The organism is Sphingopyxis sp. (assembly GCF_035250425.1).
Classification (GTDB): Bacteria; Pseudomonadota; Alphaproteobacteria; order Sphingomonadales; family Sphingomonadaceae; genus Sphingopyxis.
Genome location: NZ_DATFFD010000013.1, coordinates 1 through 16,631 on the forward strand (window position 1 = coordinate 1; position 16,631 = coordinate 16,631).

General features: G+C 66.4%; 15 protein-coding genes. 4 read left to right on the forward strand and 11 right to left on the reverse strand.

Annotation, left to right across the window (positions count from 1 at the left end; translation table 11 throughout):
• Window positions 1–823: HAMP domain-containing sensor histidine kinase (locus VJ811_RS00945; protein ID WP_324070290.1), on the forward strand; the 823-nt coding region annotated here is incomplete at its 5' end.
• 59 nt (window positions 824–882) lie between these two features.
• Here the strand turns inward: VJ811_RS00945 and VJ811_RS00950 are convergent.
• Both VJ811_RS00950 and gltX read right to left on the reverse strand, forming a co-directional pair.
• Window positions 883–2,166: a citrate synthase gene (locus VJ811_RS00950; RefSeq protein ID WP_324070292.1), complete on the reverse strand. Its 1,284-nt coding sequence runs from the start codon at window positions 2,164–2,166 to the stop codon at window positions 883–885.
• Window positions 2,167–2,204: 38 nt separating this feature from the next.
• Window positions 2,205–3,671, reverse strand: coding sequence for a glutamate--tRNA ligase (gltX, locus tag VJ811_RS00955; RefSeq protein ID WP_324070295.1), 1,467 nt, complete (start codon window positions 3,669–3,671; stop codon window positions 2,205–2,207).
• A gap of 59 nt (window positions 3,672–3,730) precedes the next feature.
• Here gltX and VJ811_RS00960 point away from each other — a divergent pair, with 59 nt between their 5' ends.
• Window positions 3,731–5,890, forward strand: coding sequence for a ComEC/Rec2 family competence protein (locus VJ811_RS00960; protein ID WP_324070297.1), 2,160 nt, complete (start codon window positions 3,731–3,733; stop codon window positions 5,888–5,890).
• Here VJ811_RS00960 and lexA read toward each other — a convergent pair.
• The 9 genes from lexA to VJ811_RS01005 form a co-directional block, all read right to left on the reverse strand.
• Window positions 5,844–6,524, reverse strand: coding sequence for a transcriptional repressor LexA (gene lexA / locus VJ811_RS00965; protein ID WP_324070299.1), 681 nt, complete (start codon window positions 6,522–6,524; stop codon window positions 5,844–5,846). The two genes, VJ811_RS00960 and lexA, sit on opposite strands and share 47 nt — an antisense overlap.
• A gap of 65 nt (window positions 6,525–6,589) precedes the next feature.
• A complete protein-coding gene (gene glp, locus VJ811_RS00970) occupies window positions 6,590–7,780 on the reverse strand; it encodes a gephyrin-like molybdotransferase Glp (protein ID WP_324070301.1) in 1,191 nt (396 codons plus the stop codon).
• Complete coding sequence (moaC, locus tag VJ811_RS00975; protein ID WP_324070303.1) at window positions 7,777–8,247, reverse strand: cyclic pyranopterin monophosphate synthase MoaC; 471 nt, start codon at window positions 8,245–8,247, stop codon at window positions 7,777–7,779. Before moaC ends, glp begins: the two co-directional genes overlap by 4 nt.
• On the reverse strand, window positions 8,244–9,038 hold the full coding sequence (gene trpC, locus VJ811_RS00980) for an indole-3-glycerol phosphate synthase TrpC (RefSeq protein ID WP_324070305.1): 795 nt from the start codon (window positions 9,036–9,038) through the stop codon (window positions 8,244–8,246). The genes moaC and trpC overlap by 4 nt, the downstream gene beginning before the upstream one ends.
• A complete protein-coding gene (trpD, locus tag VJ811_RS00985) occupies window positions 9,035–10,033 on the reverse strand; it encodes an anthranilate phosphoribosyltransferase (RefSeq protein ID WP_324070307.1) in 999 nt (332 codons plus the stop codon). The genes trpC and trpD overlap by 4 nt, the downstream gene beginning before the upstream one ends.
• Window positions 10,030–10,620, reverse strand: coding sequence for an aminodeoxychorismate/anthranilate synthase component II (locus VJ811_RS00990; RefSeq protein WP_324070309.1), 591 nt, complete (start codon window positions 10,618–10,620; stop codon window positions 10,030–10,032). Before VJ811_RS00990 ends, trpD begins: the two co-directional genes overlap by 4 nt.
• A gap of 152 nt (window positions 10,621–10,772) precedes the next feature.
• A complete protein-coding gene (locus VJ811_RS00995; RefSeq protein ID WP_324070311.1) occupies window positions 10,773–11,837 on the reverse strand; it encodes an alpha/beta fold hydrolase in 1,065 nt (354 codons plus the stop codon).
• 35 nt (window positions 11,838–11,872) lie between these two features.
• Window positions 11,873–13,390 carry an anthranilate synthase component I family protein gene (locus tag VJ811_RS01000; RefSeq protein WP_324070313.1) on the reverse strand — a complete coding sequence of 506 codons (1,518 nt, stop codon included), beginning with the start codon at window positions 13,388–13,390 and terminating at the stop codon, window positions 11,873–11,875.
• Between the two features lie 2 nt (window positions 13,391–13,392).
• The gene (locus VJ811_RS01005) at window positions 13,393–15,339 is read right to left on the reverse strand and encodes a peptidylprolyl isomerase (RefSeq protein WP_324070315.1); all 1,947 of its coding nucleotides are present in this window, start codon (window positions 15,337–15,339) and stop codon (window positions 13,393–13,395) included.
• A gap of 180 nt (window positions 15,340–15,519) precedes the next feature.
• On the opposite strand from VJ811_RS01005, the gene tpiA reads away from it, so the two are divergent.
• Together tpiA and secG are read left to right on the forward strand one after the other, a co-directional pair.
• Window positions 15,520–16,269, forward strand: a complete 750-nt coding sequence (gene tpiA, locus VJ811_RS01010; protein ID WP_324070316.1) for a triose-phosphate isomerase — start codon at window positions 15,520–15,522, stop codon at window positions 16,267–16,269.
• 197 nt (window positions 16,270–16,466) lie between these two features.
• The coding region (gene secG, locus VJ811_RS01015; RefSeq protein ID WP_324070317.1) for a preprotein translocase subunit SecG at window positions 16,467–16,631 on the forward strand (165 nt) is incomplete at its 3' end.

Consider the following 16,631-nt stretch of genomic DNA (forward strand, 5'->3'; position numbering starts at 1 on the left):
GATGACGCTTGCCGGTGAAGCGCTGTTCGATGCGACCGGGCGCTTCACCGGCTTTCGCGGGAGTGCGGTCGTCACCGAAGCGCCATCGGGGGGTGAACAAAAGACGGGCGCGCTCGTCGATCCGGCGTTCGGATCGCTCCCGCTGTCCGATCCGCAATTCGGCCGCCGTATCGATGGCGCGCTGCGCGGTCCGCTGAGCCGGATCATCGCGACGGCGGAGACGATTTCGGGGCAGTTCGATGGGCCGATCCGCGCCGATTATGCACGCTACGCCGGCGATATCGCGCATGCGGGGCGGCATCTGCTTGGGCTCGTCGACGATCTTGCCGATCTCCAGAATATCGAGCGCCCCGGGTTCAAGGCCGCGCGCGACGAAATCGACTTGGGGGATCTCGCGCGCCGCGCGGTCGGCCTGCTCGGCATGAAGGCCGAGGAAAAAGGCATCCGCATCGACGCGCCGCGCACCGACGACCGGGCGCCGGCCACCGGCGAGTTCCGCCGCGTTTTGCAGGTGCTGCTCAACCTGCTCGGCAATGCGATCCGCTATTCGCCCGAAAATTCGCTGATATGGATCCGCGTGAACCGCGAAGGCGACCGCGCGATGGTGACCGTCGCCGACCAGGGGCAGGGGATCGACGCCGAGCAGCAGGCCGTGGTGTTCGAGAAGTTCGAGCGGCTCGGCCGCACCGACAGCGGCGGTTCGGGCCTCGGCCTCTATATCGCCCGCCGCCTGGCACGCGCGATGGACGGCGAACTGACCGTCGACAGTGCGCCGGGGCAGGGCGCGCGCTTCACGCTGAGCCTGCCGGCGCGCGACGCCTGAATCGAAACGGCGGCACAGTCGCCCGCGCCGCCGTTCGAAATTTCCGATTTTGTGGGCGCTTAACGCTTGCCGACCGGGACGAACGGACGATGCGCCGCGCCGGTGTAGAGCTGGCGCGGGCGGCCGATCTTCTGTGCGGGGTCCGAAATCATTTCGTTCCACTGCGCGACCCAGCCGACGGTGCGGGCGAGCGCGAAGAGCGCGGTGAACATCGTCGTCGGGAAACCGATCGCCGACAGGATCACGCCCGAATAGAAATCGACGTTCGGGAACAGCTTCTTCTCGATGAAATAGGGATCGTTCAGCGCCATTTCTTCGAGCTGCAGCGCAACTTCGAACACCGGATCGTTGACCTTCAGCGCTTCGAAAACTTCGCGCACCGTCTTCTGCATCACGGTCGCGCGCGGGTCGTAGTTTTTATAGACGCGGTGACCGAAGCCCATCAGGCGGAACGGATCGTCCTTGTCCTTCGCGCGCGCGATATATTCGGGAATGCGTTCCGGGCGGCCGATTTCGCGCAGCATGTTGAGCGCGGCCTCGTTCGCGCCGCCATGCGCCGGACCCCACAGGCACGCGATGCCCGCCGCGATGCACGCGAAGGGGTTGGCGCCCGACGAGCCGGCAAGGCGGACGGTCGAGGTCGACGCATTCTGTTCGTGATCGGCGTGGAGAATGAAGATGCGATCGAGCGCGCGTTCGACGACCGGGTTCACCTCATAGGGTTCCGCAGGGACGCCGAAAGTCATGCGCAGGAAATTGCCCGTGTAGCTCAGCGAATTGTCGGGATAGACGAAGGGCTGGCCGACCGAATATTTATACGCCATCGCGGCGATCGTCGGCATTTTGGCGATCAGCCGGTGGCTGGCGATCATCCGCTGGTGCGGATCGTGGATCTCGGTCGAATCGTGGTAGAAGGCCGAAAGCGCGCCGACGACGCCGCACATGACGGCCATCGGGTGCGCGTCGCGGCGGAAACCGCGATAGAAGGTCGCGAGCTGTTCGTGCAGCATCGTGTGGCGCGTGATCGTGTTATCGAAATCCGCGAGTTCCTGCGCATTCGGCAGTTCGCCGTTGAGCAGCAGGTAGCAGGTTTCCATGAAGCTCGAATGTTCGGCGAGATCGCCGATCGCATAACCGCGGTGGAGCAGCACGCCTTCGTCGCCGTCGATATAGGTGATCTGCGATTCGCAGCTCGCGGTCGAGGTGAAGCCGGGGTCATAGGTGAACGCGCCGGTCTGGGCGTAGAATTTGCGGATATCGACGACGTCGGGGCCGACGGTGCCCGACAGGACAGGGCTGTCGACGGTCATGTCGCCCAGCGTGATTTTCGCGGTGTCGGTCATATTTTATTCCCTGTACTGACGGCGGGGAGAGAGAGTGGCTACGCCCCTGCCGGATAATGTTGCGCTGCGTCAAGTCGGGCCAGACTGACATCTCGTCCGAGCAACAGCAGCACGTCGAAAATTCCCGGGGAAATGGTTCGGCCGGTTAGGGCAGCACGTAGGGGTTGCGCGAGTTTTCCGAGCCCCAGTTCGGCGGCTTCGGCTTCGGCGCGCACGGCCGCATCCAGCTCTTCTATCGTCCAGTCGTTCAGCCCGCGCAGCCGCGCTGTCACAGCAGCAAGCAGGCCTTCGGGCGAGGCCTTTAGCACCTCGGCCGCCTTTTCGTCCACCGGCAACGGGTCGGGTTGGAACAGGAAAATTGCTCCATCGGCGATTTCGTCGAGCGTCTTGGCGCGCGGTTTCAGCGACTCCATCGCGCGCGTCAGCAGGTCGCGGTCGAGGCCGTCCAGCGCGCGGCCGACCAGCTTTTCGACCCGCGGCGCGGCCAGATCGGCGAGCCGGCCATCGTCGGCCTCGCGGAGATAATGGCCGTTCAGATTCTCGAGCTTTTTGAAATCGAAACGCGACGGCGAACGGCCGACATGGGCAAGGTCGAACCACTCGGTCGCCTGTTCGCGGCTGATGATCTCGTCGTCGCCATGTCCCCAGCCGAGGCGGAGGAGATAATTGTTCACCGCTTCGGGCAGATAGCCCATTTCATCGCGATAGGCGTCGACCCCGAGCGCCCCGTGGCGTTTCGACAGCTTCGCGCCGTCGGCGCCGTGGATGAGCGGAACATGCGCATAAACGGGCTCGCGCCAGTTCATCGACCGGATCAGCGCGAGTTGGCGGAATGCGTTGTTGAGATGGTCGTCGCCGCGAATGACGTGCGTCACGCCCATATCATTATCGTCGACGACGACGCTGAGCATATAGGTCGGCGTGCCGTCGCTGCGCAGCAGGACGAAATCATCGAGCTCGGCGTTCTGGACGGTGACATCGCCCTGGACCTTGTCGGCGATCGTTGCCGCGCCGTCCTGCGGCGCGCGCAGGCGGATGACGTGCGGCACCGACGGGTCGCCGTCGTCGCGGTCGCGCCACGGGCTGCGAACGCGGAAGGGCAGGCGCTTTTCCTGGGCCTCGGCGCGCATCGCGGCGAGTTCGTCCTGCGTCAGGTAGCAGCGATAGGCTTCGCCTTTCGCGAGCAGTTCCGCCGCAACCTCGGCATGGCGCGGCGCGCGCGCGAACTGGAACACCGTCTCGCCATCCCAATCGAGATCGAGCCACTCCATCCCGTCGATGATCGCGTCGATCGCCGCGTCGGTCGAGCGCGCACGGTCGGTGTCCTCGATCCGCAGCAGGAATTTCCCACCATGATGCCGCGCGAACAGCCAGTTGAACAAGGCGGTGCGTGCGCCGCCGATGTGCAGATAGCCGGTCGGCGAGGGCGCAAAGCGCGTCACGACGTCGGCGCCGGTCGCCTCGGGGGTCGCTTCTGCCACTTTGGTTTGGTTTTCGGTTGCCACTATGGCCTCTTTCACTCAATTTGCAGCCCTTCTGGGCGGCGATCGGGGGAGCCCCTAGCATGGCGACAAGGCAGCTTCAAACGCCCATTGCCGCACGCTGGACAAGTATCTGGCGCGGCGCGGGCGACGCGCTGGAAGCGCGGCTGGAGGCGGAGCGCGAGCGGATCGGGCTCTGGCTGCCCGTCGCGCTCGGCGCCGGTGTCGCGGCGTGGTTCGCGCTGCCCGCGAAGGCGCACTGGATCGGATTGCTGCTCTTGCTCGCAGGCGGCCTGTGCGGCGGGCTGCTGATCGGCTGGCAGAGCCGCCTTGGGCGGTTTGTTGTCGTGGGGTGCGGCGTGATGGCGGTGGGCGTGCTGCTCATCTGGACGCGTGCCGTCTGGGTCGCGGCGCCGGTGCTGGCGGGACCGGTCGTGACCGAATTCTCCGCGATCGTCGAGCGCGCCGAACCTTTGCCCGCCAAGGGGCAAATTCGCATTCTCGCGCTGCCGCAGAACCGTGCCGACCTGCCGCCGCGCGTGCGATTGACGCTCAGCAGCGAACAGGCGGCGACGCTTACCGAAGGCGAAACGATCGGGGTCAGGGCGCGCCTGATGCCGCCGCCGACGGCGAGCCTGCCTGGGGGGTATGATTTTGCGCAGCGGGCGTGGTTTGACCGGATCGGCGCCGTCGGGACCGTGCTGGGCGACGTTTCGCGCGCGCCGGGGGCCGGGGAGGCAACGCCGCCGCTGCGCGCGCGGCTCAGCGCGCATATCCACAGTCAGATCGACGGGTCGGCGGGGGGCATTGCCGCGGCGCTGGTGACGGGCGATCGCGGCGCGATCAGCGAAGCGGATGAGGAGGCGATGCGCCGCAGCGGACTGGCGCATCTCCTGTCGATCAGCGGGTTGCATGTGACCGCGGTCGTCGGTTTTGCGATGTTGCTCACGATGCGGCTCCTCGCGCTGAGCCGGAAGTTGGCTCTGGCGGGTTACGTTCTGCCGCTCGCCGCGGCCGCCGGGGCGCTCGCCGGCGGCGGGTACACGTTGCTCGCCGGGGCCGAGGTGCCGACGCTGCGTTCGTTCATCGCCGCACTGCTCGTGCTCGTCGCTTTCCTCATGGGCCGCGAGGCGCTGACCCTGAGGCTTGTTGCGGCGGGCGCGCTGATCGTGTTGATCTGGCGCCCCGAATCGCTCGCCGGACCAAGCTTCCAGTTGAGCTTCGCGGCGGTCACCGCGATCATTGCGCTGCATGAAAGTCGGCCGATGCGCGCCTTCCTCGCCCGGCGGGAAGAGTCGGCGGTGATCCGTTTGGGACGCGGCGTGGTGGGATTGCTGATCACCGGATTGGCCGTCGAGATCGCACTCGCGCCGATCGCACTATTCCATTTTCACAAGGCGGGGCTGTACGGTGCGCTCGCCAATGTGGTCGCGATACCGCTGACGACCTTTGTCATCATGCCCACCGAGGCGCTCGCCTTGCTGTTCGACAGCGTCGGGCTCGGCGCCCCCTTCTGGTGGATCACCCAACAGGCCTTGCTCGCGCTGATCGCGCTGGCGCACGCCGTCGCCGATGCACCGGGTGCGGTCGCCATGATGCCGAGTTTTCCGCGCTGGGGCTTTGCCTTGGCGGTATTCGGGGGACTCTGGTTGCTGCTTTGGAAGACAGGGTGGCGCCGTGCCGGTGCGGTGCCGCTGGCGATCGGCATGGCGGCGCTGCTTGTCCAGCCGCGCCCCGGCCTGCTGGTCACCGGTGACGGCCGCCATATCGCGGCGGCGTTGCCCGATGGCAGCTATGCGCTGCTCCGCGACAGGGCGGGCGACTATGTGCGTGACAGCATGGCCGAAGCCGCCGGGGTCGATGCCCCGCTAGCGGCCCTCACCGGTCTCGATCATGTCGAATGCAATCGCGATTTCTGCCGCTGGAGCCAGGGTGAGGGGGCCGCGCGGCGTATCATCCTCGCCTCGCGCGGCCGCGACCGGATCGACGGGGCGGAAATGGCAGCAGCCTGCGCCGCCGCCGACGTCGTGATCAGCGACCGCTGGCTACCGCACGAATGCGTAGGGCGCTGGATGACGATCGACCGCGACAGCCTCGCGACAAGCGGCGGACTGGCGCTTTATCTGGGCGAAAAGCCCGAAGCCGTCGCCACGCTAAAAGCGGGCGACGGGCATCCGTGGCGTTTGCCGCAGCAGCTTAGTGGTAACGACGAAGCAATCCCGACAGGCGGCCCTGCACGATGACGCGATCGGCGGGGTAGCGCTGCGGTTCGTAGGCGGCATTGGCCGGATCGAGCCGGATCATCTGTCCTTCGCGGCGGAAATATTTGAGCGTCGCGTCCTGCCCGTCGACGAGCGCGACGACGATGTCGCCTTCGCGCGCGGTGCTCGCTTTCTGGATCAGCGCATAATCGCCGTCGAAGATGCCCGCCTCGACCATCGAGTCGCCCGACACTTCGAGCGCATAATGTTCGCCCGAACCGAGCAACGCGGCGGGGACGGCGAGGTTGTTGTGATCCTCGAAAGCCTCGATCGGGACGCCGGCGGCGATCTTGCCGTGCAGCGGAACCTCGATGATGTCGTTGGCCGCGATCGGCTTGAGTGCCGGGGGCGTCTTGCGGAGGGGGACGATATTTTCGCGTACCGGCGCGGTGGCTTTCGCAGCCTCGGGCATCTTGAGCACCTCCAGCGCGCGTGCGCGATTGGGCAGGCGACGGAGAAAACCCCTTTCTTCCAGGGCGCTTATCAGGCGATGTATGCCCGATTTCGACTTCAGGCCTAGCGCCTCCTTCATCTCCTCGAACGATGGCGAGATGCCGCTCGTGTCGAGACGTTCCTGGATGAAGTGGAGCAGCTCATGCTGCTTTGCGGTCAACATCGGTCGTTCTCCATGATGCCAATTCCGGACATAGGGAGAACGATAGTGGAACAAAGCGGAACTTGTCAAGCGATGACGATATAGTCCGCCATGTCGCCCGCGGCGCGGGCCGGCGCGCCAATGTCGCGGATCAGCAGGGCATTGGCCGATGCAAGCGGCAGCGTGAGTCCGCTTTCCTGCCCGAAGAGCGGAGTCAGCCGCCCCCCTTCGAGTCGCGCGCGCAGATAGTCGCGGCGCGTCCCACCCTCGGCCAGCGCGCCGGCGATCGGCGCCCGATGCACGGCGGGAAAAGGATCGCGCGCGCGGGCGAGGTGACGGACGAGCGGGAGGAGGAACAACGTTGCGGTGACATAGGCCGACGACGGATTGCCGGGCAGGCCGAGCAGGGTCGCATCGCCGATCGTCCCGGCGATCAGCGGTTTGCCCGGACGCATCGCGATTTTCCAGAAATCGAGCTGGCCGCCAGCGTCTTCGAGCGCGCCGCGGACATGGTCGTGATCGCCGACCGAGGCGCCGCCGACGGTGACGATGACGTCGTGACGTCGCGCCAATTCCTTGAGAATCTTGCCAAGTGCCTCGCGATCGTCGCGGATATGGTGCGGCAAGATCGCCTCGGCGACCTCGCCGGCGAGCATCGCTGCGAGCATCGCGCCATTGCTGTCGGGAATCTGACCGGGAGCGAGTGGGTGTCCGGGCTGGACGAGTTCGTCGCCGGTCGTGAGGATCGCGACGCGCGGACGGCGGCCGACGGCGAGCTGGCCCGCGCCGCTCATCGCCGCGGCGGCGATCGCACCGGGCATCAGGCGCGTGCCCGCTGGCAGCAGGCAATCGCCCGCGGCGAAATCGGCGGCGCGCGCGCGGATGTGGCGGCCTTGCGATCCGGGACCATCGCCCGTCAGGGTCAGCCGTTCGCCGTCGAGAGCGACGTCCTCCTGAACGATCACCGTGTCGGCGCCGGCGGGAAGCATCGCGCCGGTGAAAATCCGCATCGCCTCGCCGGCATTCACGATGCGGTCGGGTGCCGTCCCGGCGGCGGCTTCTCCGATGACGGACCATGGCCCGGGCAGGTCGTCGAAACGGATCGCATAGCCGTCCATCGCCGACAGCGGCGCGGCGGGCTGATCGCGCAAAGCGATGACATCGCTCGAAAGATAACGGCCAAGCGATTCGGAAAAGGCGATATTTTCGCTGGCGAGCGGTGCGCGCAACGCGAGAAGCCGGGCTTGCGCTTCCTCGACGGGAAGCAGCCCCCTCATTCGGCGCGCCAGTCGCCCGAGCGCCCGCCGCTCTTTTCAAGCAAGCGGATGTCGCCGACGATCATCGCACGATCGAGCGCCTTTGCCATGTCATAGAGCGTGAGCAGCGCGACCGACGCCGCGGTGAGCGCCTCCATCTCGACGCCGGTCTGGCCCGTCGTTTGCGCGGTAGCAGTGACCGATATGCCGCTGTCTTCCCACGCGAAATCGACACCGACCTTTGTCAGCGCGAGCGGGTGGCAAAGCGGGATGAGGTCGGCGGTGCGCTTGGCAGCCATGATCCCGGCGATACGCGCGGTCGAGAGTATGTCGCCCTTGGGCGCGTTGCCGCTGCGGATCGCTTCGAGCGCCGACCGCGACATGGTGATACGGCCGCCGGCGACCGCGCGACGCTGCGTTGCGGGTTTGGCGCCGACATCGACCATCGACGCGGCCCCGCTTTCGTCGAGGTGCGTCGGCCGCGTCATGCCGCGGCGCCCGTCAGAAGTTCACGCGTTGCCGCCGTGACGTCATCCTGGCGCATCAGGCTTTCGCCGACGAGGAAGGCGCGGACGCCACTCTCGGCCAATCTTTCGCAGTCGGCGTGGCTCGCGATGCCGCTTTCGCCAACGAGCAAGGTTCCCGGCGGGACCAGCTTTGCAAGGCGTTCGGTAACGCCGAGGTCGGTTTCAAAGGTGCGCAGGTCGCGGTTGTTCACCCCGATCAGGCGTGACTGGAGTCGGGTCAGCGCGCGGTCGAGTTCGGCTTCGTCATGTACCTCGACCAGCACGTCCATGCCGCGCTCGATCGCTGCGGCCTCGATCTCGCGCATCGCGCCATCTTCGAGCGCGGCGACGATGATCAGGATTGCGTCGGCGCCGATCGCGCGGGCTTCGGCGACCTGCCAGGGATCGACCATGAAATCCTTGCGCAGCGCGGGAAGGGCGCACGCCGCACGCGCGGAAACCAGATAATCCTCATGCCCCTGAAAATAGGGGGCGTCGGTGAGGACCGAGAGGCAGGCGGCGCCACCGGCGGCATAGGCACGGGCGTGCTCGGCAGGGTTGAAATCCTGCCTTATCAGTCCCTTGGAAGGCGAAGCCTTCTTCACTTCGGCGATCAGGCCGAAATCGCCCGCGTCGATCTTTGCCTGCAATGCCGCGGCGAAGCCGCGCACCGGGCCCGCGTCGATCGCATCGAGGTCCGCCAGGGAGCGCGCGGCGCGGCGCTCGGCGACTTCGTCGGCCTTCGTGGCGAGGATTTGCGTGAGTTTGTTCATTTATAGGCGATCCAGCAATTGAGCAGCGCGTTGGCAAGACCCTTGTCGATCGCCTCGGCGGCTTCCTCTACGCCTTCGAGTGACGTCTGGGCCGCACCAGCGACGATGAGCGCTTCGGCAGCGTTATAAAGCACAGCGTCGCGATAGGCGCCGGGCTCGCCTCCGAGCAGACGGCGCAGCGCCTTTGCGTTATATTCGGCGTCACCACCGCGAATTTCCGCGAGCGAGCGCGTCGGAAGCCCCGCGTCGGCGGCCACGCTGCGCTGCATGCGCACGCCCTCGGGCAGCACCACCGCGACCTCGTTGCCACCCGCGAGCGACAGTTCGTCGAGCCCTTCGTCGCCCGAGATGACGCGTGAATGCTCGGTGCCGAGCCGGTGCAGCGCCTCGGCATAGACGGGAACATAGGCGGGGCGGGCGATGCCGACGAGTTGGCGGGTGACGCGCGCCGGGTTGGCGAGCGGGCCCATCAGGTTAAAGATCGTCCGGCGCCCGATCGCCTTGCGGATCGGCATGATGCGCTTCATCGCCGGATGACGCGTCCCGGCGAAGAGAAAACAGATGCCGAGATCGGCGAGTTGTTCCTCGGCTTGCCTGTCGGCGCGCTCCATATCGAGGCCGAGTGCTTCCAGCGTGTCAGCCGCGCCAGATTTCGAGGATGCCGCACGATTTCCATGCTTTGCGACCGGAACCTCACATGCCGCAACGACGATCGACACGGCGGTCGAGACGTTGAGCGTATGGTGGCCGTCGCCGCCGGTGCCGCACACGTCGATCGCGCCGGCGGGCGCTGCGATCGGAATCAGCCGGTCGCGCATCGCCTGTGCCGCGGCGGCGATTTCGACCATCGTTTCGCCGCGGTCCGAGAGCGCGGTCAGGAATTCGGCTATCTGTTCGTCGCTCGCGCCGCCGTCGAGCATCGTGGCGAAGGCATCGGCCGCCTCGTCATGTTCGAGCAGCCCGGCGGGATCGGGAAACGGACCGAAGCGGCTCATGCGGCCTTCCGTTCGCCGACCGGCAACCCCGCGATTTTCAGGAAATTGGCGAGCATCGCATGGCCATGTTCGGTCGCGATGCTTTCGGGGTGGAACTGAACGCCGTGGATCGGGAGATCAGTGTGGCGGAAGCCCATGACCGCGCCGTCGTCGCTCGTCGCGTTGATCACGAGATCGGCGGGAATATCGACCACCTCAAGGCTGTGATAGCGCGTTGCCTGAAAGGGTGAGGGCAGGCCGGCGTAAAGCCCGCTGTTGTCGTGACAAACGGGCGAGGTCTTGCCATGCATCAGATGCCCGCGCTGGACCGTGCCGCCGAAATGCTGCCCGATCGCCTGATGACCGAGACATACGCCGAGCAGTGGGCGCTGGGCTTCGGCGCAGGCGGCGACGAGATCGAGGCTGATTCCCGCCTCGTTCGGTGTGCAAGGACCGGGCGAGATCAGGATCGCGTCGGCGCCCGTTGCGAGTGCTTGCGATGCGGTCAGCGCGTCGTTGCGCTCGACGCGCACGTCGACCCCCAGCTCGATCAGATAATGAACGAGGTTGAAGGTGAAGCTGTCATAATTGTCGATGACGAGGATCATGGGGGCGCACTAACGGTTTTGCGGGGGTTGGGGAAGGGATAGAAGCTTTTCGGTTCCCAAACGCACCTTCGTCATTCCCGCGAAAGCGGGAACCCAGTTGCAACCTCGGCTCGCTGGGTTCCGCTTTCGCGGGAATGACGGAAAGGGTGGATTTACTGGGCCATCAGTCTCGCCAGATCAGCTTTCCAGAATTTCGCCCAGGTGTGGGTGCTGTGCCCCTTGGTTTCGGGGCTTGCCGGAATCAGGATGAACTTCGCCGTCTTCAGGCGCGCGGCCGCCTTTTCGGTGATGCCATAGGCGGGCGGGTTGATGAAATCGTCGGCCGAATTGATCCACAGCATCGGCACCTTGATCTTTTCGAGGTTCGGCCAAGGATTATAGGTTCGCGAGCTATCGAGCTGATAAATCACGTCATTGGCGTCGTTGCGGCCGTAGGTTCGCGCGAAGGCTTCGTCCTTGTATTTTTCGGCCGCCTCGCGCGTCGGATACTGCGCCTGCAGCGCATAGGGATTGGCGCCTGCGATCATGCTCAGCGAGGCTGCCGTGCGCAGGCCCGAAGCGGGCGGCTCCTTGTAGTTGCCGCCGTTCCACAGCGGATCGGCCTTGATCGCGTCGATCGACAGCGTGCGCCACATGCGGTTCTGGCCCGCGATCTCGACCGGCAGACAGGCGAAGGGGGCAAGTTTCTCGGCGAAATCGGGATGCGTTTCGCCCCAGACGAAGGCGTGCATGCAGCCCATCGAGGTGCCGAGGATCAACTTCAATTTTTTCACACCGAGCTTCTCGGTGAGCATCCGGTACTGGGCGCTGACCATGTCGTCATAATCATATTTGGGGAAGGTCATCCGCATCCCGTCGCTCGGCTTCGACGAGCCGCCGTGACCGATGTTGTCGGGCAGGATGATGTAATATTTGGTCGTATCGAGCAGCTGGCCTGGGCCCAACAATTCGCCCGCGAATTGCGGCTGGAAGAATTGCTTCCCCGTGCCGCCGGTGCCGTGGAGGATCATCACCGCGTTGGTGACATGGCCCTTCGCGTCGCGCTGCGGCGTGCCGAGCGTGGTGTAGTGCATCTTGAGCTCGGGCAGCTTTTCGCCGGTGGCGAAGGTAAAATCCTTGAGGATCGCATCGCCTTCGACAGCACCCTCGACGGTCTGGGCATGAGCGGGGACAGGGCCGACGAGCGCCAGGGCGAGCGGGGCAAGATATTTACGCATGGCCGGACGCTAGCGTCCGTTCCGTACCCGTCAAGCTATTGCCCGTACCCCGGCGTTCCGGCGAGCTTCACCGCCTCGCGCGCCGCGGCGAAGAGTGCGCCCGCCTTGGCCTCGCACTCGCGCTGTTCATAGGCGGGATCGCTGTCGGCGACGATGCCGGCGCCCGCTTGAACGTGCATTTCGCCATCTTTCACGATTGCGGTCCTGAGGACGATGCAGCTGTCCATATTGCCGTCGGGCGCGAAATAGCCGACGCCGCCCGCATAAGGCCCGCGCGCATCGGCTTCGAGCTCGGCGATGATCTGGCACGCGCGCACCTTGGGCGCGCCGCTGACGGTGCCCGCAGGAAAGCCCGCGAAGAGCGCGTCGATCGCGTCCTTGTCCGGCGCGATGCGGCCGATGACGTTCGACACGATGTGCATGACGTGGCTGTAGAACTCGACGGTATAGCTGTCGGTCACGGTGACGCTGCCCCCTACCGCGGCGCGGCCGACGTCGTTGCGGCCGAGGTCGAGCAGCATCAGATGCTCGGCGCGTTCCTTGGGATCGGCGAGCAGCGATTCGCGGTTCTCGGCATCTTCGGCGCTGGTGCGGCCGCGCGGGCGGGTGCCGGCGATCGGGCGGATGGTGATTTCGCCGTCGCGGACCCGGACGAGGATCTCGGGCGACGAGCCGATCAGCGCGAAGCCCGGCAAGTCGAGGAAATAGAGGAAGGGTGAGGGGTTGATGCGGCGGAGCGCGCGGTAGAGATCGAAGGGCGGCAGGTCGAACGGCGTCGAGAAACGCTGCGACAGCACGACCTGAAAAATGTCGCCGGCGGCGATATAGTCCTTCGCGGTCGCAACCATCTTGGCGAAATGCGCGGGGGTCGTTGCGGGGTTCGCGGCGATGTCGGTCGGGAGCGCGTCGGTCGACGCGCGGTCGGTGTGTGCGCTGACGCTCGACAGGCGCGCGGCGATGGTGTCGAGGCGGTCTTGCGCCGCCTCGATCATCCGGTCGATGGCGCCCTCCGGATCGGGCCAGATCGGCGCGATCAGGAAGAGTTCGTCGGCGAGGCGATCGAACACCAAAATGACCGTCGGGCGCACGAAGACCATGTCGGGAAGACCGAGACCCGCGCCCGGCGCGCGCGGGATGCGCTCGACGAGGCCGATCGTTTCATAGGCGAAGAAGCCGACGAGCGTCGCCAGCGCCTTCGGCAGTCCCTCGGGCACGTCGAAGCGGCATTCGGCGACGAGGTCGCGCAGCGCCCGGAGCGCGGGGGTGGCGAGGGGCTGGAACGCCTCGCGGTCGCGGCGCCAGTCGCGGTTGATCCGCGCGGCGTCGCCGGTGACCTCGAACATCAAATCGGGGTCGAGCCCGAGCAGGCTGTAGCGCCCGCGCGTCTCGCCGCTTTCGACCGATTCGAGCACCCAGTCGCCGCGCCCCGGCTCGATCAGCTTGAGTGCCGCCGATACCGGGGTTTCGATATCGGCGATCAGCCGCTGCCAGACGACCGCGCCGCGGCCCCCAGCCAGCGCTTCGAGCGCGGAGGCTCTGCCCTCGAGACTCACCCTTATTCGGCGACCGGCGCGGTGCCGGTCAGCTCGGCGCGCAGCTGATTGACGAGATCCTTGTTGATCGTCACGCCGACGCGGCGCTTGGCTTCCGCCGCGAGCTGTTCGATCAGCTCGTTGCCGAAAGCGGGGGCGAGCGGCTGCGCGATCGCGGCGACACGCTGCGGCTCGATCGATTTGGGATCGGGGCGTTGCACGTCGTCGAGCGCGATGACCATCCAGCCGCGGTTGCCAGGGATTTCGAGCGTCTTGACGCTGTTCTTCGCCATCGAAAAGAGCAGGGCGAGTTCGGGCGGAACGGGCTTGCCGCCCGCGCCGAGTTCGGCGCGGCGGCCACCGATCGCCTGGACGTTGCCGATGTTCGGACCGGCGGCGGCGACGGCTTCGTTCAGGCTCTTGCCGCCTTCGACCGCCTTGACGATCGCGCGGGCCTTGCCGCGCGCGACCTTCTGCCCCTCGGCAAAGCGCCATTCGCTGAGCAGGTCGGCGCGAATCTGCGCGAAGGGCGGCGGCGCCGCGGCGGTGATCGATTTCACCGCATAAACGGCGAATTTCTCATTCTCGACGAGCGTCGCGATATGGCCTTCACCTTCGCCTGCGGCCTGGAAAGCCTGCGCGACGAGTGGTGCCAGCTCGGGCGCGGGGGTGAAGGCGGGCTGGGCGGGCGCGCGGCCGCTGGGCAGGATCGCGGGGGTTTCGATCAGCTGGAGCTTGCGGTCGGCGGCGACTTCCTCGACCGACGCGCCGCCGTTCACGGCGTCCTGGATCGCGTTATAATAGTCGACGATCGCCTCGTTCGCCTTGTTCTTGGCAAGCTCGGTGCGGATCTCGGCGCTGGCGTCGGCAAGGCTGCGCGCGGGCTTCGCGGTCACATCCTCGACGCGCGCGACGGTCCAGCCAAGGCCGGTCTGCGTCGGGCCGATCAGGTCGCCGCGCTTGGCGGCGAAGGCGGCCTTGGCGGCTGCGGCGCTGCTCGTCGCGGCATAGGCCGACTGGGTCAGATCGCCGGTGGTCGAGGCCGAGAGGCCCGCCGCCTGCGCCGCGGCCGCGAGCGGGGTGCCGCCGCGAACCTTGGCGGCCAGCGCGGTCGCCGCGGCCTGATCGGGAACGATCACCTGCGCAAAGCGGCGCGTCTCGCTCGCGGTATATTGCGCAGCATTGTCCTTGTAGACCTTCGCGATTTCGGCGTCGGTAACGGCGGGGACCGGCACCGCGGCGCGATCGAACAGCGCATACTGGATCACGCGGCGCTCGGGGACGGTGAACTTGGCGGTGTTCTGCGACAGGAACGTCTTCAGCGCGGCGTCGCCGGGGTCGGCGGTTGGTGCGAAGGGACTTGCGGGAATGAAGGTCGCCTGTCCGCGACGCTGTTCCATCAGCAGGGCAGCGTAGGGCTGCGCCATGCCCGGCGCGATCCGCGGCATCATCGCGATCGGCGCGGCGAGTTGTTCGATCAGGAGCTGCTGGCGCAGGTCGCGACGAAGCTGGGTTTCGGTGAGGCCGTTCTGGCGCAGGAAATTTTCGAACACCTTCTGGTCGAACTTGCCCGATACGCCGGCAAAGGCGGGCAGATCGGCGATGCGCCCGTCGATCAGCCGCTTGCTGACGCTGAAGCCCATGCCGGTCGCGAACTGGTCGAAGGCGCTGCCCTCGACAAGCTGGTCGAGCACCTGGTCGAGCCCGCCCGATTCGACGAACGCGGCCATCGTCAGGCCCGGCTGCCGCTGCCGCGCCTGATCATAAGCCTGCCGCGCGCGGTCGCGCAGTTCGCCGACGCCGATCTGTTCGCTGCCGACCTTGGCGACATTGGCGCCGCCGAGCCCGCCGAAACTCGAATTGCCCGTCACATCGCCCAGCGCGAAGGCGAGCCCGACGAGGACAACGAAGCCGAGGGCAAGGAATTTGCCGATCGTCGAGGAAAACATGGCGCGGATAGCGGTAATCATGAAACGGGCATTCTTTCCGGCAGGGCGCGGGTCACGCGCGATTGCGCGCTGCTTTAGGCGGGAGGCGGTGCCGCATCAAGGCTGGAAAGGGGCTTTTCATGACCGAGCGACGCGCTTGCCTATCGCGCCCATGCGCCGCTAGGGCCGGAGCAAGGTTCGAATTAAGGGAGACGCAGACAAATGACGCGGCGCAAATATGTGGTCGGCAACTGGAAGATGAATGGCCTTTCGGCGGCGATCGGCGAAGCGCAGGCGATCTTCGCCGCGGCGGACGATCATGCTGCCGTCGATGTCGCGATCTGCCCGCCCTTCACACTGATCGGCGCCATGGTCGCCGCCGCGCCGGGCAAGGCGGTCGGCGGACAGGATTGCCATAGCGCCACGTCAGGCGCCTTCACCGGATCGGTCGCGGCGGCGATGCTCGCCGATATCGGCGCGCGCGTCGTGATTGTCGGGCATAGCGAGCGCCGCGAAGGCTTCGCCGAGAGCGACACCGACGTGCGCGCGAAGGCCGAAGCCGGCCTCGCCGCAGGCCTGTCGGTGATCCTTTGCGTCGGCGAACCGCGCGAGGTCCGCGAATCGGGCGGCGCGATCGCCTATGTCCTCGCGCAGATCGCTGGATCGGTGCCCGAGAGCTTCGATCCGCACCGGCTTGCCATCGCCTATGAACCAATCTGGGCGATCGGGACCGGGTTGGTGCCGACGGTGGCCGATGTCGCCGCGATGCATGGCGCGATCCGCGGCGCGCTGGCGGCGCGGTTCGGCGGCGCGGCAGAGGATATGCGTATCTTGTACGGGGGGTCGGTCAATGGCGAGAACGCCGCCGAACTGCTGGATGCGGGTGACGTCGATGGTGCCTTGGTGGGCGGCGCCAGCCTGACGGCTGCCAAGTTCGTGCCGATTGTTGCGGTGGCCGCTCAGCTGACGTGAGCATCTATATACACCGTTCGCATCGAGCGAAGTCGAGATGCCCATCGTCGACGCATGCCTTTGGGGTGTCTCGACTTCGCTCGACACGAACGGGGTTGGGCGTCCAGTGACGCAAGCTGTGGGTTGAAGCGAAGCCGCTTCATCTCTATGTGCGCCGCGGGCACGGTCCGTTTGAGGCCGCGCAAGTTCGGGAAAATATGATGTCCAGTCTCTTCACCTTCATCCTCGTCCTGCAGGCGCTCGTCGCCGCGGTGATGATCGGCGTCATTTTGATGCAGAAATCGGAAGGTGGCGGTCTTGGCGTCGGCGGCAGTCCCGCGGGCCTGCTTTCGGCGCGCGGCGCGGCGGATTTCATGACCCGT